Raw genomic sequence first — 22,247 nt, 5'->3', positions numbered from 1 at the left:
CGAGCGCCCCGTCGGGGAATAACCGGCTCAGTGGCGGACCATCGGCCGCGGCTGCGGGGGCGGAACGCTCAGGTCCTGGAACAGCGTCATGTCCACCGGCACGCCGCGGGCGCGGAGGTCGTGGACGAACTTCGGGATGGCCCCGGTGGGCTTGATGGATCCGAGCACTCTGCCGCCCTCGCCGAAGCCCCGCTGCTCGAACTGGTAGATGGGCTGCATCGTGATGACGTCGCCCTCCATCCCCGTGATCTCGCTGAGGCCCACGAGCTTGCGGGTGCCGTCCGTCATGCGCAAAAGCTGGGCCACGAAATCAATGGCCGAGGCAATCTGCTCGCGAATAGCCCGGCTGGGCAGTTCCATGCCGGCCATGAGCACCATGGTTTCCACACGGGCGAGCGAGTCGCGCTCGCTGTTGGCGTGGATGGTGGTGAGCGAGCCGTCGTGGCCGGTGTTCATGGCCTGGAGCATGTCGAGGGCCTCGCCGCCGCGGCACTCGCCGACGATGATGCGGTCGGGCCGCATGCGCAGGCTGTTGCGCACCAGCTCGCGGATCGGGATGGCGCCCTTGCCCTCGATGTTCGGCGGCTTGGCCTCGAGGCTGATCACGTGTTCCTGGTGCAACTTGAGTTCGGCCGCGTCCTCGATGGTCACGATGCGTTCATCGCGCGGGATGAAGGACGAGACGACGTTGAGCAGCGTGGTCTTGCCCGAGCCGGTGCCGCCGGAGATGAGGATGTTGGCGCGGTACTGCACGATGAGCTTGAGGAACTCCACCACCTGGGTCGTGAGGGTGCCGAACCTCTCGACGAGGTCTTTCTCCGTGTACGGCTCGGCGGCGAACTTGCGGATGGTGAGCGTGGGCCCGGTGAGCGCGAGGGGCGCGATGATGGCGTTCACGCGCGAGCCATCGCGCAGGCGCGCGTCCACCATCGGGCTGCTCTCGTCAATGCGGCGGCCTAGCGGGGCGATGATGCGGCGGATGATGTGGATCACCTGGGCGTTGTCGGTGAAGCACTTGTCCGTGAGCTCGAGCTTGCCTTTCCGCTCGATGTAGATGCGGTCCCAGTTGTTCACCATGATCTCGTCAATGGTCGGGTCCGCCAGCAGGTCCTCGATGGGGCCAAGGCCGATCGCCTCGTCCACCACCTCCTTGATCAACTGCTCGTGCGGCAGCCAGAGGGGGATTTCAGCGGCCATCACGGCCACGGCGTTGCGCACCACGGCCTCCGCCTTCTGGCGAAGCTCTTCGTCCGTGTGCTGCGTGAGGTCCACGTGCCGCAGGTCCAGGTCCATCAGGAGCCGCTCGTGGATCTTCTTCTTGAGCTCGGGAGGCACGAGTCGACGGCCGGGCGGTCCCGCCTCGCGGGCCACCAACTGGGTGCCTGGGGCGGCCTTCTTGTCGCCGGGCGCGGGAGTCGCCGCGGCAGGCATCTCTCCCGCGTAGAAGATGATCTGGACTGGGCCGAGGTCAATCCGCGTGCCGTCGGTGAGGGGTGTGGCCGCCGTGATGCGCCGGCCGCCCACGTAGGTGCCGTTGCGGCTCCCCAGGTCGCGGATGGCGTAGGCGCCGTTGGAACTCACGATCTCGCAGTGCTGGCGCGACATGGCGACCTTGTCGAGCGTCAGATCGTTGGCCGGCGACTTGCCAATGGTGAACGACGGCTTCGTGAGCGGGATGCGCCGCTGGACGTTGGTCTCGCTGTCAATTACGTGGAGAAAGGGCATCGGGTTCGCCTCGCTGAGGGCATGCGGACTTCGCCGCGCCCGTTTGCCATACGAAAAACTCTGTTCTGAGGGCCCTCGGCATCCGCGCTTGCCGGCTCACGGGCTCGCGGGCGCCGGCGGCTTGTTGGACTGCTGTTGCAGCAGGCGCTCGCGCTCCTGGCCCGCCGCGGCGATGATCGCGTCGAGTTCATTCTGAGTGATCGGCGGGATCGCCCTGGCCTGAATATCGTCCGTGCGCCGGAGTGCGAAGCTCAGCTTGCCCGCGCCCTGCGCGAAGGTAAGCAGCGAGGCCTCGAGGGCCGTGACGTGCAGCGTCACCGAGCTGTAGCCACGATCGCTCTGCGGAGCGCGCCCGCCCGCGCGCGCGGCCAGTGTGAGCTCTGTCCGGTTGTCTACGGCGATCACCTCGACATTGCGGGCGATGACTTTGGTCACCACGGTCGCCGCCACATTGGGCCCACCGCCCTGCTCACGGAAGGTCCCCAGGATGTCCACCCGCGCGCCCGGCGTGATCAGGCCGGCGACGCCGGAAATCTGGTCGGCTGGCAGCGTGATGGCCCGCCAGCCCGGCTCGATGCGCCGGGCCGAGGTCTGCTCGATGTCGGGCGCCCCAATGAAGTCAGTCTTCATCAGCGGATCGCCGGCCTTCACCTTGCGGGCGAGCGGGGTGCCGATCCAGGACTTGCGCTGGTCGTAGAGGATGTGCATCGCGCCGATGGCCACTTCCTCGACCTCAACCGGCTTGATCATGTGCTCGCGCAAGATGTCACCGCGGTTGATCCCCTCACGCGCGATGGCGATGGCGGCGCGCCGCGCCGTGCCTTCGAGCTCCACCTTCTTCTGTTCCACGTAATGGCGAACGCCGATGGCGGCAAGGAACCCGAGGACGACAGCGGCCAGCAGAGCCAGCTTGGTTCGCATTCCACACTCCTGGTGTATCGGGCCGGGCCGGCCCCGCGGTCACAGACCACGGTCGGGCGGCAGCCAGTCCTTCACGGTGTAGGCCACGGCGGTGCGCACCTTGTTGGAGCCGGGGTCGCGTTCGATGTAGACCATCGTGCGCCGGGTGCCTTTGATGAACGAGAGGAACTTGCCTTCAAGGCGCCTCTGGATGACGTTCTCGGCGTCGCTGTTGCGGGTCCAGCCGGCCTTAGGCAGGTCGGCCGCGAACACGGCCGCCGCCTCCTCCAGCGTGCCCCACCCCTCGTAGACCAGCAGGCGAGAGGCGATGCCGCCCAGCCCGTCAATGCAGAAGACGCGCCGGGCCCGCGGAGGACGCGGCACGCCAGGCACCTCCTCGCCGGGCACATCGCCGCCAGGCGCAAGTGTCGGAGCACTGGGCTTGCTGCGACCAACGAAGTACGTGCAGCCGCTCGCCTTGGGGTCTTCGAAGGCCACGATGCCCACGGTGCAGCCTTCCGCGTCCACGGCTCCCGCAGCAGCGTAGCCTCTCGCTGCCATGTGCATCATCGTACCGCGAGCGGGAGGCGCCTGGTCCGTGGGCTTCCCGTAGCGCTCCTCGAATTGCTCGATAACCTCCCGCGCCGGCCTGGGGGAACGGTACTGGGCGAACGCAGTCCGCTCGCCGTTGAACACGCAATCGTGCGAGCGCAGCAGTGTGGAGTCGGGCAGCGGCGCCAGCGGCGCCACGTTCTGCACACGGGACGGGCCGGCGGTGAGCGCCGCCCCGCTGCCGAGCCAGGCTCGCCCGTGGCGATAGCCGAATGCCAGGATGCCCACGCTCAGGACGGCGATCAGCCCGCCGCGCCAGGCGTACTTGAGGACGGTCGGCCGGTCGAGCTTCATGGTGCGGCTCCGTGTAGACCTCAGGGCGTATTGCCGCCCGGCGGCGGGCCGGATTGCGCCTTCCAGCCCTCGCAGGGATGCCAGACATCGTAGTCAGGTTCGACCACGGGCAGACTGTTCGAGATGCCCACCTCGCTCCGCTCCCGGGCGCCCGGGGGCGACTGGTCGCGGGCCTCGCGCTTCTTGGTCCAGCGCACGGCAGCGACGGGGCTCCACTCGTCCTTCGTCGCCTTCGCGTCGTTGGGGATCTCGAGGTTCCATCCCGCCACTTTGCCGTCCCCGGCCACGACCTTGTCCTTGTCGTGGAACCACATGTGCTGGTAGTTCGTGTGGGCCTGGCGGCGACGCATGTACTCGATGAGTTGGTCGGTGATGCGCTCCGGGATTTGGTCGTCGAGCAGCTTCCACGCCTCGACGAGCTGCCCCTCAGGGCGCATGCGGTAGCCTTCATCCACCCGCACGCTCTCGCGGTACCGCACCGTGCTGCCGTCCAGGTAGAAGCTCCCGTGGGCCGACACGTTGCGGTAGTGCTGAAGTTTCGTGAACTCCTCGAAGAGGTCGCGGATCTCGTGCGGACCGGGCACGTCGGCATCGAGAGGATCGGTCTCCTGCACTCGGACCTGGCCCGGGAACTCGCGGAAGCCGACCCCGTGGACCTCGCCCCGCGTGGGGAAGTCCTCGCTCTGGTCGCCCTCGGCCCACAGGCTGTAGTGATTGCCCTCGTGAACGCGCTGGCGCGCCGTGGCGAGCCAGCCGACATAGATGGAGCCGAAGATGAGCGGCACGTAGACGAAGGCAGTGAGGACGGCGAGCTCGGCTGCCATGGCACCGCGGCATTTCTGCCGAGTGCGGGTCGGCGGTTGCAGATTCCTCAGGAGCCGCGTTCTCATCGGTTGGCACCTAATCCTTGCCCTGGTTCACTCGCCCCTTGGTTCAAGCCCCGCAGTCACCAGCCCGCCATCGGTCAGTGCTTGGTCACTTCTCCGATGCGGGGGTCGTCGGTGTTGAGGTTCATCTGCCCGAGTGCGTGGTTCACGTCGGTGCGCAGACGCGGCTCTTCGCCGAGTTGGTCGGGTCGCCGCGGCTCGTACCAGTGGGTGTGCATGAGGCCATAGAGGAGATACGAGAGACCCGTCTGGTTGTCCACGTAGGCATCGAGGTGCTCGCTGCGGATGGCGTCGCTGATCGGCCACAGATGAGAGGTCCAGACCGGCTCGTAGAGGTTCTCGTAGCCCGCGTTCACGAAGTCCTCGACCTGGCTGGGCCACTTCCAGGTGAACCGGTAATGGGGCGCGGGGTCGGTGTCGTCGCTGCGGAGTTCGAGGAATCCTGCCCGTGCGCTGGCCACGCCAATGTAACCCCAAGGGGGGTTCCGGAAGAGTGTGAGCGGGGTGCTCTGGCGGTCGAAGCGGCTCTTCCAGCAGCCCACGGTGAGGGCATAGTAGAAGAAGTCCTCGCTCAGGCGGATGGGGGGCGCATAGCGCAGGGACGCTTCGGCCACGTCGCGGAGTTGCCAGGGCTTGACCTGCTGGTACCACGGGTCGAAGGAGCGTGTGTCATCGCGGGTGAGGGCGCCGTGGTCGGAGGCGTAGATGCGCACCGAGTCGTTCCGCCCGTCGCCGTCGAAGTCGTAGTTGGCCGGGGCGCCCCACTGGGGCCGGGTCTGGTAGTAGTCGGTGCCATTGGGCGCGCCCTGAGCGACGTCGTACCACTCGGTCCACTGGGGATAGGTGAAGTTGTTGGCGCGGGCCCACGGGTCGCGGTCACACAGGGCATGGTGAGCGAACCGGCGCAGGTCCTCCTTGATGAAGTACGGCTTCCCGAGGCGGTACTGATAGGTCCATTCGGTCTCTTCGCTCTCGGGGGTGTCGCAACGGCGCTCGAGGAGCTGGCAGTCGCGGCACATGCGGTCGCGCTCGTCGCCGTCGGCGCTGGCGAACCATTTGCAGGTCGTGTTGCCGGGCACTCGGTAGTTGATGCCCATGAGGCCGTAGACGGTGAGGAACTCGGGGTCGTTCTCCTCGATGGTGAAGCGCAGGCGCCGGCTGCCGCCGGGCGTGCGGATGTCTATGAATGCATCAATCCGACAACTGTCTTGGAGCAGCGTGACCCAGATGTTCTGCATCTGGAAGACGTTGGGGATCAGGTACGTGATGTCTTTGAGATGCAATTCGTTGGGGATGTTGAACCAGGTGTTCTGGCCGAGGTTGATGCGGGTATCAACCTGGACCGGGATGCGCACTCCGCCAACGGTGACGGTGTCGTTCTGGCCGGGCACATCGTTCCACTGCGAGCCGTTCCACTGCTGGAGGTTGCCGGTGGCCGGGTCGCGGCGGACGCCTGCGGAGCCGCTTTGCCCCGTCTTATTGTTCGTGACGCTGATCTGGAAGCCGCCGTTGGTCATCGGCACGTAGCTCACCGAGTAGTCGTCGCTGCTCATCGCCACGGCCCAGCCGAGGCCCTGGAGGTACTGGGCGTCCACGTTCGTCTGCGTGGTGCCGGTGTTGTCCTGCTGGATGAGCTTGAGCTTGATGTGCCGGTCGTTGATCCGCTCGACCGTGACGTCCTGATCGTCGCTCTTGACGCGGTAGGTGGTGTCGCTGATCCGCTGAATCTCATAGGTCTTGCGGTCGGTGTTGGTGATGAGCCAATGGAAGGGGCCGAGCTTGCGCGCCTCGGCGTAGAAGGGCGGGTCGTCGGTCCAGACGCGCCAGCCGACGTGCTCACCGCCCTCCATGAGCTTGAGGATGTGAAGGTCGAACTGCACGCCATTCCCCGGGAAGAAGTCCACATCCGGATAGATAGCCACGGCCTCGATGTTGTGCTTGAGGGCCGTGCGATGGATCTCCATCTTCACGAGCTCGGCGCAGGCGAGCGCCATGCCCCACTCCCAGCGGGCGAACATGTTGAGCGTCTGCTCGATCTGCGGGATCCACTCCTTGGCGCGCGCATAGGCGGCGTCGTAGTGCGCCACCACGTCGCCCGTGTAGTCGGGCGGGTCGGCGTCGCCGAAGGGGTTGTCGGGACCGTCCTTGTAGACCAGGTCGTCGCTGGGGAACGGGGGCCCCCAGCGCTTCAGCCCGGCCAGCACCCCCAACATGGTGGTATTGGCCGCATAACGGACTCCATCATAGTAGAGATAGGCCATGGCTTCGTTCAGATAGGCGATGGAGCTGATGACGTTGGCCTCGTAGAGGCAGCCGGCGTACGCGCACTCGTCGGCGGCGTTCTGCACCTGGATCCGGGTGCTGGTGACCATGCCGGAGTCGGCGACAAAGATCACCGACGCCGCCACCATGAAGAGAGTCAAGGCGCCGAATACCAGCGCCTGGCCCCGCTCGTCCGACGCCAGCTTCTTGAGCGTGAGTCGCATGCCTGTCGCCTTCCAGCTACGGGCCTCGGTTCCGACGATGAACTCCCGCGCGCCCTATGGGCTGCCGCTTCCGTCCGACGTTACGTCGGGGATGATCTCATGCCCCCTCACACCCACGAGGTCGCCATCCCAGGGTTGCGGGATGCTGACGGTCTGCGTGAGCACCTTGTGGACGACCCCGCGCGGGCCGAGCTTCACAATCTTGCCCCAGATCGGATGCCAGTTCGGGAACGGCGTCGCACTGATGAACGGGAGGATGAGCTCGAACTCATGCTGCACCTCCACGCTGACCATCTTGTCCCCGTCGTCCAGGGGATTGAGCACGCTCGTGGTCGTTTTGAGTTGGGACTGGATGGACTTCGGGAGGTTGCCCCAACCGGGCATGAAGATCGGGGTCGCGCTGCCCCCCGTGCAGTTCGAGCCGGCGATGGGGCTGCACACGATCTCGGCGGCGCGCTGCGGGTCGTCGCCTACCAGAGCAGCCCGGGCGGCCGCGTGCGCGGCGTAATTCACCACCTGTTTGCCCACCGCCAGGAGGCAGAACTGCATGACGGCGAGCGTCATCAGCATCTGGATTGGGAACGCGATGGCCGTTTCGACCATCACCTGGCCGCGCTGGTCGCGAAGGATACACATGGTTGCCGGCGCTCGGCAGCCTCACCCGCCTCGGCGCCCGTTGCTCCTGTCGCCCCTCTCAGAACACACCGGCCCTCGCCAGCCACACCCACAACGTGCCCACGCTGATCGCGAAGCAGTAGGGCACGGTGAGCCGCGCCGGGGTCTGCTCCTGCTGGCGCCGCGCGAACTTCCCGGGCCGCAGCACCGCGGCCAAGGAGTCCCGCAGCCCCCTGCGGAGCTGCCCCTTCCAGATCAGCACGCCCAGCGCCAGCACTCCGCCGACCAGCGCCGACGCGCCAATGGCCAGCACCGCGAAGTACCAGCCCTTCAGGGCGCCGATCGCGCAGGCCAGCTTCACATCGGCGGCCCCGAACGCCCCATAGAGAAAGAACACCCCGAAGATGCCGCCCGCCAGCACGATCCCCAACACGCTGTCGAGCAGGCAGAAGCCCCTCGTTGACTCGCCCGTCGCCGCTGCTGCCGCAGCGCTCGGCACCGTCTGCGCCAGGCTGCCCACCCCGCCCAGGATGTAGCCCAGCATCAGGCCGGCAGCAATCGCCGGCAGCGTCGCCCAGTTGTACACCTTCCCCCACGCGAGATCCGTATATGCGGCAATCACGAGGACCGCCAACAGCAGAATCTCACGCGCCGCGTCCAGGGTGCTCAGCACGGTGTTCGCTTCCTGCAAGGCACCCACACAGTGCGGTTGCCGCCGCCCTCAGCTTCGGCTCCCGGCGACGTCGGAGCGCCGCCGGGAACCGGCTGTAGACTCAGCCTGTGAGGCGAGGCGGACACGCGCTCTGCGCAGCAGCCTCGCCGGAAGCTCGTGGCGCCGCACCCTGTGCTACGGCCCACTGTCCTTGAGATCGGGGAGGCCTTTTCTGACTTGCCCCTGCGCGCTGTCGGTGATCCCGGAATCCAGCGTCGAGCTGTCGTCACCGCCCAGGCGCTCAGTCGAGACCCTGAACAGGTCGCGGATCTGGTTGCCGAAGACGGTGATGATTCCGATCGACAGCACCGCAACCAGCACCACGATCAGAATGTATTCTGTCGTGGACTGGCCCCGCCTACGCCAACGCCCAAAGCCCATACTCGACCTCCTTGAAAAAGGGCCCGCCACCTACGGCAGCGGCAGGCACACCACGGACGTTATCTCCCTGTAGTGGTTCGACAGCCCGCTGACTACCATGGCTGAAACGCCCATCAGCAGGGCCGCCACCACCGACACCACCAGCGCGTACTCCACCGTGACCTGGGCGCGCTCGCTCGACAGAAGGGCACCAGCCAAGTTCATCACTCGTCTCGCCATAGATTGCCCTAAGTCGCTGAGTCTCGCTGACTTGGTGTCTGCACCCGCTCATTGTTAGTATACCCCCGACCCAGGCTGTGTCAAGGGGTGTTTCGTTGAAGTTCTGTCGCTCCTCCCCGAGTTTGGGCAGCTCCCCATCCTGCGGTGAAAACAGTTGATTGCCGCTTCATGATTATGGTATACTCCAAGCGGGAATGCAAGCTGTTCCGCTGTACTCCCCCTCGGCTACTGAGGATGAAGTTGTGCTGCGGAGGACATTTTCCGCCATTAGCGGCGTTTGCCTGGCTCTCAGCAGCCTCGACTCCTACGCTGCCGAGACCCGGCCGCCGAGCGACGACACGTCGCTCTACCTCGAGGCCGATCGCGACGCCGAGAAGCTCCTCGCCACGGCCCGCGCCGAGGCCCGCACAGGCAACTGGCGCGCGGCGGTAGAGGCGTACCAGCGCGTCGCTGATTACGCAGGTAAGGCGGGGGCGCAGCCCCTCGTGGCGTCGCAGACCAGCCCCGCCGTGTACCTGACGGTCCAGCAGGCCGCCGCCCTCGAACTCGCCAAGCTTCCCCGCCCCGCGCTCGAGACCTATCGCCAAGCCTACGACACCCCCGCCAAAGCCCTGCTTGACCGCGGCGTGACTGCGCGGGATGTCTCGGTGCTTGAGACCGTCGCCCTGCGCTACCTTGCGAGTTCGTGGGGCGACGACGCATTGATGGCCCTCGGGTCGCTGGCCTTCGAGCGTGCAGACTTCGTAGGCGCCCTGTCGGCTTGGGGGCGCTTGCTGGACGCGTGCGCCGAGCCCAGTGTGCCCCTCCATTCGGTTCTCGCCCGCATGTGGGTCTGCCACAAGATGCTGGGCCACACGGGGGCGGCGCTGGCCATCGCCGAGCGCCTCCGCGCGCAGTACGCGGCGAAGATGCTTCGCGTGGCTGGCGAGGACCTCGCGGTCGCCGCGTTCCTTGGCCGCGAAGTCACGCCGCCTACTTTGCCGCCGCTGGGTTCGTGGCCGGCGTTGGGCGGGGACGCCACGCACGCCAGGGTGGCGGCTGGGTTCGAGGATGTGGGCGGGTTGGCCTGGCGCTTCCCCCTCCCCCACGCCGCCGCGTGGAGCCAGAGCCCTGACACGGGCGAGTCTCCCTATCCCATTGCCATGCCTATGATTGCAACTGTGCGGGGCCCCCGAGCATTCCTGGCGGACCATGACGGCGTGTACGCATTGAATCTCGAGACCGGAACCCCCGCCTGGCTGTTCCCCGACGCACCTGAGCACGGTCCAGCCCCCATCCTCGACGAGACACTGCACGCTGTTGCGTGCTCGGACGGGCGGGCATTCGTTCGCATGGCCCAGGGCCTTGCCGCGTTCGACGAGGCCACTGGCCGCCTGCTCTGGCGCAAGATGTTCGCTCACGAGAGGCGCGAGCCAGCCCCCGAGGAGAAACCCGCGGAGGAGCCCCCCCAGAGGGGACCCGAGGAGAAAGATGCCCCACGCAAGGCGAAGGGGAGGCCGGGCAAGTCCCTGGGGGCAAAGAGCACCCTCCTCCTGACCCCGCCCGTGGTGGCTGGGGCAAGGGTGTACGTCGGCATCACCCACCTGGGGGAGGAGGCTCGAGCCAGCCTGGTTGCTCTCGACGCCGCGACGGGGCAGGAACTCTGGCGCACGTTCGCCTGCTCCCGCAGCATCCCGGCGTTTCTCGGCATGGGGGCAACACCGGCCCCGCCGGCTGTATCGGGCGGCACCGTCTACTACGCCACCAACCTCGGCGCCGTGGCCGCTGTGGACGCAGCTACAGGGGCGCTCCGCTGGGTGCATCGCTACGCCTCGTTCCCTACGCACCTGCGGCGCAGCGTCCTCGAACGCAACGAGCGCTGGACCAACATCCCCCCCATTGTCTCCACGGGCATGGTGCTTCTGGCGCCCCAGGACGCTTCCAGCGTCCTGGCCTTGGATGCGGTGAGCGGCTCTCTTGCCTGGTCGGCTCCGCGACAGGGGGCCCGGTATCTGCTCGGCGTTGACGAGGCCATCGCCTTCGCCGTGGGGAGCCACGTGGCCGCCCTGGATGCGCTCACGGGACGGCGCCTGTGGGAGATCGAGTTGCCCGGCGCGGCGGCTGCGTGGCCCGCTCTGTGCCGCGGGCGCCTCTATGTTCCCACGGGCAAGGCGCTCCTCGCGGTCCAGACCCCCGACGGCACGCTGGCCACCGCGCGTCTCTGGCAGCCGGGAGAGGCGCCCGGAAACGTGACGGTCGGGGAGCATGCGCTCCTCGTGGCCACCCGCGATCGCCTCTGCGCCTACAGCGACTGGGCAGGGACCCTGGCCGCTCTCGCCCCACGACGCGATAAGGACCCGAATGATCCCTTGCTGCCGCTCATTGCGGGACTCCACGAACTGGAGCGCGGGGAATGGCAAGCGGCCATTCCACTTCTTGAGAATGCCCATCGCCTCGCGGACGCCCGAAAGGACCAGGATAGTGCGCGCCGTGCCCGTCAGGCCCTGTTTGCGGCCTGGCGCGCGTTGGGTGAGCAGGGAGACGACACCGCCCTCGCGAAGTCCGCGACGCTTGCCGACACACCACAAGGGGGCGTGGCGGCCCTTCTCGCGCTCGCATGCCGCCACGAGGAGCGGCGGCGCCCTGCGGAAGCCATTGCCGCTTACCACAGAACCATCGCAGAGTTCGGCGCGACGCCATGCCGCATCGAAGGCGGCTTGACCGTTGCGGCGCAGGCCCTCGCGGCGGGGGAGATCGCCCGAATGATTCGCACTCAGGGGCGCGCGCCCTACCGAGCCATCGAGACGGCCGCGGCGAAGCAGCTCGCTGAGGCGGAGACCGAGGCGGCGCTCGAGGCGGTCGTCCGCACGTTTCCGAACAGTGCGGCGGCGGAGCAGGCCATGCTCCGCCTGCTCGCGAGGCCGAATGCCAAGGCCCTTGCGCCGCACCTCGCCTCGCTCGCACAAGCGATGCCCGCCGACGCGGCCTCCGAGGCCCGGGCGGCCCTCGAAGCCAAGTTCGCCGAGCTCTCCCGCGACGCAGGGACGGGGCAGCCCATGTCGCCTCGCTGGCAGGTCCAGACGCGCATCGCACACCAGCGGCTGCAAGTGCTCTCCCTGCCCGGCGCTCCTCCAGGGCTGATCTACTTCGCCACAGGGCGGCGCAGCTTCGAGCGCACGACACCCTACGACGCCGTCGAGTGCCGCCGAGCCGACACAGGCCAGCTCGTGTGGCAGCGCGAGGTGGATGACTGGAATGGGCTCGCCCTTTTCGCGGGCGGCCAATTCATCCTTGCGGCCTTCGATCAGTTGCGGGCGCTGGACCCTGCCACAGGGATGGAGCGCTGGACAGTGGCGCTCGCGGAGACCATCGCGGAGGCCCCGCCCGAGCCCAAGGTGGCCCCCAGGCCACCGCCCGCCCCAGGGCTCGATCCCGAGGAAGAAGCGCCCTGGAGGCCCCTGCCCCGCCGACGGGCCGAGCACCGCCGCGTGGTGGCCCTGGCGGCAGGGCGCCAGACGCTCTACGCGGGCCTCGCGGGCGGCCAAGTGGGAGCCTTCGCCCTGGCCGACGGCCGGAAAGCGTGGAGCCGCCAGCTCGACACCCGGGTGCTGCTCGCCAGGGGGCTCTTCGTTCACAACGGGCGGGTCTGGGCCTGCGCCGAAAGCCCCGCCGCCGTCATCGGCGTGAAGGAGCAGGATGGGACGCCCGACCTTACCATCGGGTTCCGCCGCGACGAGGCCGCCTTCCGCCTGCCCAGGCTCACCGACCGCCCGGCCTGGGTTCCGGCCCTAGGCAGGCTGTACGTGGTCGTGGACGACCACACGGTGCACGCACTCGATCTGGGGGCGGGCAAGAGCCTGTGGGAATCCCACCTCGATTTCAGCATCAACCGCATCCTGGCGAGCGACGATGGCCGCTTCGCCTATGCCGTGCCCGACAGCTTCCTGCACAACGCGCAGATCGTCTCGCTGCTGGCCGACACGGGCAAGGTGCACCGCCGCCGCACCGTGCTCGGCGGCTCGCTGACCGATGCGGCGCTGACGCCCGCCGCCCTCTACGTGGCGGAACGCGACACCGACAATGCGTTGGTCGTCCGCGCATTGGAACCGGGCAACCTGGCCGAGCGTTGGCGCGCGGCTCCGTTGCCTGTCGCGCAGCCATCGCCCCTGGCGGTCGGAGACCGCTTCGTGGCCATCGCAGGGCGCCATGCGGGCCAGCGCACCGCCTTCCTCCTGGATGCCGCCACGGGCCGCATCCTCGGCGACGCGTCGCCCAGGGGCGCCAGCGAACTCTCCACGGCACTAGCCGAGGACCTGCTCGTGCTCGCCACCGACCGGGGGGTCTTCGCCTTCGGCTCCTCGCAGCGCGAGGCGCTGGACCAGCGCATCGCTGCCCTGGGCCCCAGGGCCGAGGCGGGCGACCTGGCGGCTCTGGCCTCGCTTGCAACGGCCCTTTACCAGCGGGGCGACGAGAGGCACGCCATCGCCATGCTCGCCCGAGCGTGCGCAAGCGAAGCGCTCTCCGCCTCCGACTACGCCACGCTGAAGGACCAGCTCAACTCGCTCCGCGAGTCCCTTGCCGCGCGCTCGCCGGCGACGTTCGAGGCCGCCCACATGGCCGTGCCGCCCAACATTGACGGCGCCATTGACGAGCCCTGGCGCGCGGACCTGGCGGCGCGCCTCGACGACCCGACCGCCATTGACGAGGTGCAGGGCATCCCCATCTCGGAGGCCCGCTGGCGCTCGCCCAGCGACCTCTCCGCCGTCGTCTACACGGGCTGGGACGCCCGCTATTTCTACTTCGCCGTTGACGTGACCGACGACGTGCACCGCACGTACACGAGCCAGGGAGAGACCTGGATAGGCGACGGGCTGATCATCTCGGTGGACTGCGAGAACGACGGCGGCTACGGCTACCGCTTCACGAGCAGGGACTTGCTGCTCACGCTGGCGCTGACGCGCAAGGACGAGCGCCGCGACGACGAGGGCGAGGACGAGCCCAGCGGCGAATACCGCGTGCGCCTGAAAGAGGACAACTCGGGCGCCGTCTATGAGGTGGCCCTTCCGTGGGACTACCTGGGCATCGAGGACCCCAAGCCTGGTCTCCGCTTCGGCTTCAACGTCACCGTGACCGACGACGACGGCGACCGCGCCGTGAAGTGCATTTCGCTCACTCCGGGGATGATTCTCGATCGTGACCGTGCGCTGATGGTCCGGGGCTTCACCCCGGCCTACTTCGGCGATGTGGTGCTTACCGGGCGCCCGGCCGGCCCGGCCCCCCTCTGGACGCCCCCCGTCGCCCCGCGGGACGACGCCGTGCGCGTCCACCGCATCCGTCTGTCCAAGGAGAAGTAGTTCGATGCGTCGCCCATGCCTTGCCGTGAGCCTGATCGTCGCCCTGTGTCTCCTGCCGCTGGCCGCGGCGGCAGAGGCCGACCTCCAGAAGCAGGTGGATGCGATCGTCTCGCGCCTGAAGCGGGCCAGCATCGAGGAACTGTTCACGGCCCAGCGCGAGCTCACGCAGCTCGGGGCCGATGCAGTGCCGTTCCTCAAGGACCAGCTCGCCAAGGCCCAGCCGCCGGCGCAGGTGGCCCTGGCTAAGGCCCTCTGCGAGCTGGGGAGCGCTCAGGACACCGTGCGCCCCCTTGTGGCCCTGATCGAGGCGAAGCGTGCGCCCGAGCTGGCCGTGGCGGCGGCCACGATTCTCGGCGAGGAGCCGGCGCGGGACCTGCCCGTCACCGAGCGCGAGCTGTATCGGCTGGCCGACGACGCGTCGCTCGCGCCCGAAGTGGCCCGCGCCGTGGCCCGAGCCTTGTATTTCACCGCCACAACCGACGAGAGCCTCAAGAAGGCCAACGCGGCCTTGCGGCGCCTCCTCGCGTCCGCGAAAGACGAGGGGGTGCGGCGCGACTGCGCCCTCGTGCTCGCCGAGATTGACGACTTCGCGGAACCGGTCGAGGGCATTCTGAAGGCGATGGAGGCCGAGCCGACGCCCACGGGGCGCCTGGCCCGTGTGCTGCTCCAGAATCGCAGCCTCCGCGCCCTCCTCCTGCGGCCCAAGAGCCGCGAGGGTTCGCTCAACGACAAGCTCCTCGAAGAGGTCAAGGGCCGCATCCAGATGTTCCACGTCGAGGAGCCGCTCCCCGACCATATCCTCGTCAATTCGGCGGCCAGGGGCATGGTCAGCGCGGTCCAAGCCGGCCCTCACCCTGACCGGCACAGCGCCTACTTCGACGAGGAGGACTGGAAGAAGTTCCGCGAGCATATCTCGGGCCACTACGGCGGCATCGGGGCCGTGGTGCAGTTCCTCAAGCATTTCGACGCTGCCGACACGCCGCTCTTCACGGTGGTGCGCCCCAGCTACAACGGCCCTGCTTACAAGGCAGGCGTGCGTTCCTACGACCGCATCCTCGAGGTCGAGGGGCAGCCCACTACGGGCAAGCAGGCCGACGACATCGTCGGCCTCCTGCGCGGCAAACCGGGGTCCGAAGTCGAGATCACCGTCACCAGCCCAGGGTCCGCCGAGAAGCGCAAGCTCAAGGTCACCCGCGCCGACATTGACGTGCCGAGCGTGAGCTCCCGCGTTCTGCCGGGCAAGGTGGGCTATGTTCGCCTGACCGTGTTCAGCGAGATGACCTCGCGCGACCTCGACAAGGCGCTCGCCGCGCTGGAGCGCGACGGCATCGTGGCCCTCATCCTCGACCTGCGCAACAACCCCGGCGGCCAGCTTCAGAGCGCCGTGGAGATCAGCGACCAGTTCCTCAAGGACGACAAGCTGATCGTCTACACCGAGGGCCGCAACAAGCGTGTGGCGCCGCGCGAGGAGTTCCGCACGAAGGACCCGACCACCCATCCCGACTATCCCATCGTGGTGCTGGTGAACGGCGGCAGCGCCAGCGCATCGGAGATCGTGGCCGGCGCGCTCCAGGACCACAAGCGCGCGATCCTCGTCGGGCAGAAGACCTACGGCAAGGGCAGCGTGCAGAAACTCTTCCCGCTCCAGGCCACCGCGGGCCAGAGCGGGCTCAAGCTCACCGTGGCCAAGTATTTCCTGCCCAGCGGCCGCAGCATCCACGGCAAAGGCGTGGAGCCCGACATCCGCGTGGCCTACCAGGCGCCTTACACGGCCAAGGAGTTCGAGCACTTGCGCGAGACCGGCGCCTTCCACCGCTACACGGCCACCCACTTCGCCCAGCACAAGGAGACCTTGAGCCGACTGGCCGACTTCGACGGTCTGGACCCGGCGGCCTATCCCGGCTTCGACGCCTGGTACAAGGAACTCGGCAACGGCGTCAGTCGCGACAAGGCGCGCCGCCTGCTGCGCGCCTGGCTCCGCATCGTGGTGGCCGACGACCGGGGCGCCGAGTTCGCCTGCGACTGCGAGGAGGACACGCAACTCCAGCGCGCCATTCTCGAGGCCCTCAAGCCGTTCCCGAACGTGGACCCCAAGGAGATCCCCGAGTATCGCGCCTTCGCCCTCAAGCCCCCTGCGGCCGAACCGCCGGCCAAGGACGATGAACCGACGGAACATCCGCCGGAGGAATAGCCCGATGCTGGTCCGATTATGCCTCCTGCTCACGGCCACTTCCCAGGCGGTAGCCGCCTCGGCCGGAGCCGCGCCGCCGCGGGCGGCCGTGCGCGCAGTGACCGTAGACGATCAGGTCGTCGAGGGGATCCTCCTGGGCGTCCATGCCACGCCAGCAGTCGAACTCAAGGTGGGCAATGAGCCGCGGCAGCTCGCCTGCGCTGATCTCCTCGCCCTGGAGTTTCGCAGGGGCCAGCCCCTCCCCGAAGCCGGCACGGCCGCGATCACGCTGCGCAACGGCGACACGCTCCGCGGAGCCGTCGAGGGGGGCACCAGCCGCGCCGTGACGCTCCGCACGGGGGCGTTCGGCGTCGCGGAGTGTCCCCTCCCCGCCATCGCGCGCATCGAGTTGCCCGGCCCCCAACCTGGCCAACCGTTCCAGGCGGCCGAGAAGCTCGACCGCCTGCTCCTGCGCAACGGCGAGACTGTCGAGGGCACCCTCGAATCGCTGGGCGCAACGGGCATCAAGTTCCGCTCCGCCCTTCTCGGCGACCTCGAGGTGGCCTTCGACCGCCTCACGGCGGTCGCCCTGGCCACCCACGCGGCGCCGTCGCCCGGCCCGGCCGACGGCGTGGTGGCCATCGCCAGCGCCGACGACGGCACCACGGTGTCCGGTCAACTCAAGGGCCTCAAGGCCGGCCACCTGGAGCTCCAGGCCGCATTCGGCCCGACTCTGGCGCTCCGCGTGGACCGGCTGCTCCATCTGGAGTTCCGCGGCGGGCGCCTGGCGTATCTCTCGGATCTCGAGCCGAGCGCGGTCCGGGAGACGCCCTACTTCGACCTCGTGTGGAGCTACCGCCGCGACCGCAGCGTGGATGGCAACCCTCTGCGCCTGGGCGGGCAGACCTTCCGCAAAGGCCTCGGCGTGCACTCGCGCTGCGTGCTCACCTACACCCTGGGCGGCACCTACCGCCGCTTCCTGGCCACCGTGGGCATTGACGACGAGGTGGGCGAGAAGGGGAACGTGGACGTCGCGGTCCAGGTGGACGGTGTCACAAGGTTCGAGCGCAAGGGCCTCACGGGCCGAGACCAGCCTGTTCCCGTCGCTCTCGACGTGACCGGGGCCGCCCGCCTCACGCTGGTGGTGGACTTCGGCGGGGACTTCGACATCTGCGATCACGTGGACTGGGCGAACGCTCGCCTGATCCGCTGAAGCGGCAGCCGCGGGCCGTCACCGCTTGCCTCCGCCTCGGGCTGCGCCCTCCCGCCGCTCGCGGGCCTCGGCCCGGTAGATCTCAAGCACAAGCAGGCCCGCGGCCACGCAGATGCACGCGTCCGCGACGTTGAAGGCCGGCCAGTTGATGATTTCCACGTAGAGGAAGTCGCGCACGTGGCCGAACCAGAGGCGGTCCACCAGGTTGCCCACGGCGCCGGCGGCTACCAGGCCCAAGGCAAGCGGCAGCAGCCGCTGGTCGGGCCCGGCCTTGCGCAACATCCAGGCCACCACGCCCAGAGCGGCCACCGCGAGAACGGCGAACACGTAGCCTTTGCCGCGCAGCACGCCGAACACGCCGCCCGTGTTCCGCTCGAGCTGGAGCACGAGCCACGGCTCGAGCACCGGGTAGCGGAGCCGCCCGTGGGCATCCGGCGCAAGCTGGCTCAGGAAGGCGAAGACGTAGTGTTTCGAGACGAGGTCCGCGACGAGGCCCAAGGCGGCTGTGAGGCCGAAGATGTGCCCGGTCCGCATTATTCCTTGGTCTCTTGCTCAGCCTTGCGCTGGCATTCGATGCACAGTCTGGCCCAGGGGATGACCTTGAGGCGGTCCTTGCCGATCGGGTGCCCCGACTCCTCGCAGAGGCCGAACGTATTCCGGTCGATCCGATCGAGCGCCGCGTCAATCTCGCGCAGGGTCTCCTCGGAGTTCTCGATCAGGCCGATCATGAAGTCCTGCTCGAAATTGTCGCTGCCCAGGTCCGCGAAGTTCGAGATATCGAGCGTGGCCGCATCGTCCTTCGACTTGCGCAGGGCGCCCTCCTCCAAGTGGTTCACGTCACCCGCCAGCATGCTGCGCCGCTCGAGCAGCAGCTTCTTGTAGAAGGCCAGCTCCTGCTTGTTCATCGTCGCGATTCTCCTCCGCGCGGGCCGGATCGGGGCGGAATGGCGATTCCCAGTGCCCCGAGCACAAGGCTTCGATAGAGACCTATGATTCTACTGCCCTGCATGGCGCTTGTCAACCGGAATTTTTCCTGCGGGCGCGCGCTTGACATCCCCGCCCGGCCGGGCTAGCCTGGGACCGGAGGATGCACGATGCGCGCCCAGGCAGCGTTTGTACTTGCGGCGATTGGGCTTGCAGCCGCGGCGGCACTGCTCGTGGGCCGCCCGGCCGCGCCGGCCGCGGGGCCGCCCATCCGACCCGCCCCGCCCCCCCCCAAGGAGCGGCTAGACCCCGCTCCTCCCCAGCCTGCCCCCAGGGCCGAGGAGAGAGCGGACATGGTGCGCCTCCAGCTCGAGCGCCGCGACGTGTCGAGCGCCGCGGTGCTCGAGGCCATGCGCAAGGTGCCACGCCACGAGTTCGTGCCCCAGCCCCTCCAGCACCGCGCCTACGACGACAACCCGCTGCCCATCGGCCACGGCCAGACCATTTCACAGCCCTACATTGTGGGCTACATGACCCAGGCGCTGGCGCTCAAGGCCGGCGATAGAGTGCTCGAGATCGGCACGGGCTCCGGCTACCAGGCCGCCGTGCTGGCCGAACTGACGCCGCACGTCTATACCATCGAGATCATCAAGGCCCTCGGCGAGGAAGCGGCGGCGCGCCTGAAGCGCCTGGGCTACAAGACCGTTGAGGTCAAAGTGGCCGACGGCTACTTCGGCTGGGAGGAGAAGGGGCCGTTCGATGCCATCATCGTCACCTGCGCCGCGGGCAGCGTGCCGCCGCCGCTGCTCAAGCAGCTCAAGCCGGGCGGCCGCATGTGCATCCCCGTCGGGCCCCCGGGCCTTTTCCAGGACCTCGTGCTCGTAACGAAGGACGCCGAGGGCAAGGTGCGGACGGAGAGCCTGATGGGCGTGGCCTTCGTGCCGCTGACGAGAGAGGTGAGATGACGCGAGGAATCTGAGATGCGTGATACGTGATGCGTAAGAAGAGGGATAGGAGAGACGCCTCTCTGTGGATTCCGCCGTGCGCTTAGCCATCCTCATCGCCACGGTCTCCGCCGCCATCCTCGCCTACGAGGTGGCGCTGATGCGCGCGCTGTCGGTGGCGCTCGGCCACCACTTCGCCTACCTGGTCGTGAGCACGGCGCTGCTGGGCTTCGGGGCCAGCGGCACGCTGCTGGCGCTGTGGGGCGAACGCCTCCGCCGCCGATTCGAGCGAAGCCTGTCGGCCCTCGCGCTGGCGTTCGCTCTCGCCATCCCCGCCTCGTTCCTCCTCGCACAGAGTGTGCCGTTCGACATCTTCCAGCTTGCCTGGGACTGGCGCCAGTTCGCCAACCTGTCGCTCGCGTGCCTCATTCTCCTCGTGCCGTTCCTCCTGGGCGCAACCTGCATCGGCCTGGCACTCACCCGCGAGACACAGCGCGTGCACCGCCTGTACTTCTGGAACCTTCTCGGCTCGGGCCTGGGCTCGGTGGGCATCGTGGGGCTGATGTTCGTGGCCTTCCCCTCCGCCCTGCCGCTCGGGGCATTCGCCGTGGCTGCCGCCGGATGGGCGATCTACGTGAGACGGTGGGCGCTCGCCGTCACGGGTTCCCTGATGTGCGCCTGCCTGGCGGTCGTCGCTCGCCCTGAGATGAAGGTCTCGCCCTACAAGGCTCTCAACTCGTTCCGCGACATGGGGGCGAACGTGGTGGAGACTCGCACGAGCCCCCTGGGCACCATCCATGTCCTCGACGGCTCGATGATCCGCCTCGTGCCCGGCCTGAGCCTCGCCTGGCAGGGGGACCAGCCGCGGCAGCGCGCCATCGTGGTGGACGCCGATGCCTCTTCAGCGATCTACCGACTCGACGAACCGAAGCAGGCCGAGGTCTTCAACTACACGACGAGCGCCCTGCCCTACCATCTCCTCGACAAGCCGAAGACCCTCATCATCGGCGCGGGCGGCGGAGGCGACGTGTGGCTCGCCCGCCACCACGGCTGCCCCGACATCACGGCGCTGGAACTCGACCCCACGATCGCGGACATCATGACGGGCAGCCAGGCGGAGTTCGCGGGCCACCTTTACCGCCAGCCGGGCGTCAGGCTGGTCATCGCCGAGGCCCGCGGCTTTCTGGCGCGCACGCGCGAGAAGTTCGACCTCATCCAGCTCCCCCTGGTGGACTCCTTCGGCGTGGCAGGCGCAGGCGTGGCGTCGCTCAACGAGAGCTACCTCTACACCGTCGAGGCATTCCGTTCCTACCTCGACCACCTCGCGCCCAACGGCATCCTGTGCGTCACACGCTGGCTGCGCAACCCGCACACCGACTACGATTTCGTCCGCATCCTCTCCACCCTCATCGAGGCGATGGGGCACGAGGCCCCCCATCCAGCGTTGCGCATCGTGGCCCTGCGGGGCAGGTTCACCGCAACCGTCTGCGCAAGCCCCGGGCGCTTCTCAGAGGAGCAAGAGACGGCCGTGAGCGCGTTCCGCCACAGGCGGTCGTTCGACGTGATCTGGACGCCGGAGTTCATCACCGCGCCTGACCATGCGATCCTCGCTCCCGGCCGCATGCTGCCGCGCGGGGACCAGGTGAACGGCTACAACCGCATCCCAGAGCCGTACCACTACCTGGCGATGCCGCATCTGCTCGGCCTCTTCGGCGCCCCTGAGAGGGCGTCGTTCATCAGGCGTCAACCCTTCGAGCTCAGCCCCACAACCGACGACCGGCCGTATCATTCCCTCACGCAGGGCTGGCGCGGCATTCGGCATCTGCGCGAGACGCTGGGCGGCCAATGGGTGCGCTATGCCGACTGGGGCTACATCGTTCTCTGGGCCACGCTGGCCCAGGCGTTGGTCCTCAGCGCCCTCCTCATCATGCTTCCCCTCCTCTTCCGCTCTCCCTCCTCTCACGCATCACGCATCACACGCCATGGGTCTCTCCCCGCCTTCATCTACTTCGCCTGCCTCGGCGTGGCCTACATGCTCATCGAGATCGCGATGATGCAGAAGCTGTCGCTCTTCCTCGCCAGCCCCATCTACTCGGCGGCGATTGTGCTCGCGGCGTTCATGGTCTTCTCGGGACTTGGCAGCCTGGCAGCGGGGCGGAGAAGCGCTGGCGGCACGCCTGTGCCGCCCGGAGTCGCGGCAATGCGCGCCCTCCTGTGGATTCTGGGGCTGGGGCTGGCTCTGTGGTTCGGAATGGACTGGCTGCTGAGCTGGTTTGCGGGGCAGGCATTCGTCGTTCGGGCGCTCGCGGCCACGGCGTGCGCGGGGAGCCTGGCCTTCTTCATGGGCATGCCGTTCCCCTCCGGGCTGCGGCTCCTGGGCCAGACGCGGCCCGCGCTGACGCCGTGGGCGTGGGGGGTGAATGGAGCGGCCTCGGTGGTGGGTGCGGTGCTGGCGATGGTGCTGGCGGTGTCGTGGGGGTTCCGGCTCGTCCTGCTCGCCGCGTTCGCCCTGTATGCCCTGTCCTGGCGACTGGTGCCGCGCGAGGCATGAGCAGGCATCGAGCGCCCACAAACAATTCTTCGAGCTGCCGCGCGAGGAACCTTGCGTCGAGCCAGACCGACTGAACTGTCTTCAAGACAACAGCATGCACACGGCACGGCCGCCATAGGCCCCGGAGCCACTGGCGAACCACTGGCGGCTATGCGTACCTGTACCAGCATCGAACCTCCCGCGGGTTCGAAACCCGCGGGAGGTTGAGGCTCGACACCAGAATGGGGCGGCAGGCCCTCCAAAGGTGGCTCGACAGGCTCGCCGTGACAGGGGGCGGCGAG

Annotated in this window: 16 protein-coding genes; 5 read left to right on the top strand and 11 right to left on the bottom strand. The window is 68.2% G+C overall.

Annotated elements, in window-relative coordinates:
- Nucleotides 1–27: 27 nt before the first annotated feature.
- The 9 genes from PLE19_06360 to PLE19_06320 form a co-directional block, all read right to left on the bottom strand.
- A complete protein-coding gene (locus tag PLE19_06360; protein ID HPD14552.1) occupies nt 28–1,725 on the bottom strand; it encodes an ATPase, T2SS/T4P/T4SS family in 1,698 nt (565 codons plus the stop codon).
- A 96-nt stretch (nt 1,726–1,821) separates the two neighbouring features.
- Nucleotides 1,822–2,646: a Flp pilus assembly protein CpaB gene (cpaB, locus tag PLE19_06355; protein ID HPD14551.1), complete on the bottom strand. Its 825-nt coding sequence runs from the start codon at nt 2,644–2,646 to the stop codon at nt 1,822–1,824.
- A 39-nt stretch (nt 2,647–2,685) separates the two neighbouring features.
- The gene (locus PLE19_06350) at nt 2,686–3,531 is read right to left on the bottom strand and encodes a hypothetical protein (protein HPD14550.1); all 846 of its coding nucleotides are present in this window, start codon (nt 3,529–3,531) and stop codon (nt 2,686–2,688) included.
- 20 nt (nt 3,532–3,551) lie between these two features.
- On the bottom strand, nt 3,552–4,355 hold the full coding sequence (locus PLE19_06345) for a hypothetical protein (protein ID HPD14549.1): 804 nt from the start codon (nt 4,353–4,355) through the stop codon (nt 3,552–3,554).
- Between the two features lie 140 nt (nt 4,356–4,495).
- Nucleotides 4,496–6,904, bottom strand: a complete 2,409-nt coding sequence (locus tag PLE19_06340) for a Tad domain-containing protein (protein HPD14548.1) — start codon at nt 6,902–6,904, stop codon at nt 4,496–4,498.
- A gap of 54 nt (nt 6,905–6,958) precedes the next feature.
- The gene (locus PLE19_06335) at nt 6,959–7,540 is read right to left on the bottom strand and encodes a TadE/TadG family type IV pilus assembly protein (GenBank protein HPD14547.1); all 582 of its coding nucleotides are present in this window, start codon (nt 7,538–7,540) and stop codon (nt 6,959–6,961) included.
- Between the two features lie 58 nt (nt 7,541–7,598).
- Nucleotides 7,599–8,192: an A24 family peptidase gene (locus PLE19_06330; protein HPD14546.1), complete on the bottom strand. Its 594-nt coding sequence runs from the start codon at nt 8,190–8,192 to the stop codon at nt 7,599–7,601.
- A 174-nt stretch (nt 8,193–8,366) separates the two neighbouring features.
- Nucleotides 8,367–8,612, bottom strand: a complete 246-nt coding sequence (locus PLE19_06325; protein ID HPD14545.1) for a hypothetical protein — start codon at nt 8,610–8,612, stop codon at nt 8,367–8,369.
- Nucleotides 8,613–8,642: 30 nt separating this feature from the next.
- Nucleotides 8,643–8,816: a hypothetical protein gene (locus tag PLE19_06320; GenBank protein HPD14544.1), complete on the bottom strand. Its 174-nt coding sequence runs from the start codon at nt 8,814–8,816 to the stop codon at nt 8,643–8,645.
- Nucleotides 8,817–9,073: 257 nt separating this feature from the next.
- Between PLE19_06320 and PLE19_06315 the strand changes: the two genes are divergently transcribed.
- From PLE19_06315 to PLE19_06305, 3 genes are read left to right on the top strand one after another with little or no spacing between them, the layout of a single operon-like run.
- Complete coding sequence (locus tag PLE19_06315) at nt 9,074–14,164, top strand: PQQ-binding-like beta-propeller repeat protein (GenBank protein HPD14543.1); 5,091 nt, start codon at nt 9,074–9,076, stop codon at nt 14,162–14,164.
- Nucleotides 14,165–14,168: 4 nt separating this feature from the next.
- Entirely contained in the window at nt 14,169–16,355 is a 2,187-nt protein-coding gene (locus tag PLE19_06310; protein HPD14542.1) for a S41 family peptidase, read from the top strand.
- Between the two features lie 4 nt (nt 16,356–16,359).
- The gene (locus tag PLE19_06305; GenBank protein ID HPD14541.1) at nt 16,360–17,547 is read left to right on the top strand and encodes an NPCBM/NEW2 domain-containing protein; all 1,188 of its coding nucleotides are present in this window, start codon (nt 16,360–16,362) and stop codon (nt 17,545–17,547) included.
- 18 nt (nt 17,548–17,565) lie between these two features.
- Here PLE19_06305 and lspA read toward each other — a convergent pair whose 3' ends face one another.
- Nucleotides 17,566–18,081: a signal peptidase II gene (gene lspA / locus PLE19_06300; protein HPD14540.1), complete on the bottom strand. Its 516-nt coding sequence runs from the start codon at nt 18,079–18,081 to the stop codon at nt 17,566–17,568.
- On the bottom strand, nt 18,081–18,452 hold the full coding sequence (locus PLE19_06295) for a TraR/DksA family transcriptional regulator (protein HPD14539.1): 372 nt from the start codon (nt 18,450–18,452) through the stop codon (nt 18,081–18,083). Before PLE19_06295 ends, lspA begins: the two co-directional genes overlap by 1 nt.
- Nucleotides 18,453–18,740: 288 nt before the next feature.
- Here PLE19_06295 and PLE19_06290 point away from each other — a divergent pair, with 288 nt between their 5' ends.
- A complete protein-coding gene (locus tag PLE19_06290; GenBank protein HPD14538.1) occupies nt 18,741–19,436 on the top strand; it encodes a protein-L-isoaspartate(D-aspartate) O-methyltransferase in 696 nt (231 codons plus the stop codon).
- A gap of 64 nt (nt 19,437–19,500) precedes the next feature.
- Complete coding sequence (locus PLE19_06285; protein ID HPD14537.1) at nt 19,501–21,966, top strand: SAM-dependent methyltransferase; 2,466 nt, start codon at nt 19,501–19,503, stop codon at nt 21,964–21,966.
- Nucleotides 21,967–22,247: the final 281 nt, after the last annotated feature.

The sequence above is a fragment of the Planctomycetota bacterium genome, from assembly GCA_035384565.1.
GTDB lineage: Bacteria > Planctomycetota > PUPC01 > DSUN01 > DSUN01 > DAOOIT01.
The sequence above is the reverse complement of the archived record's forward strand: the minus strand, read 5'-3'. Positions and strand labels throughout refer to the sequence as shown.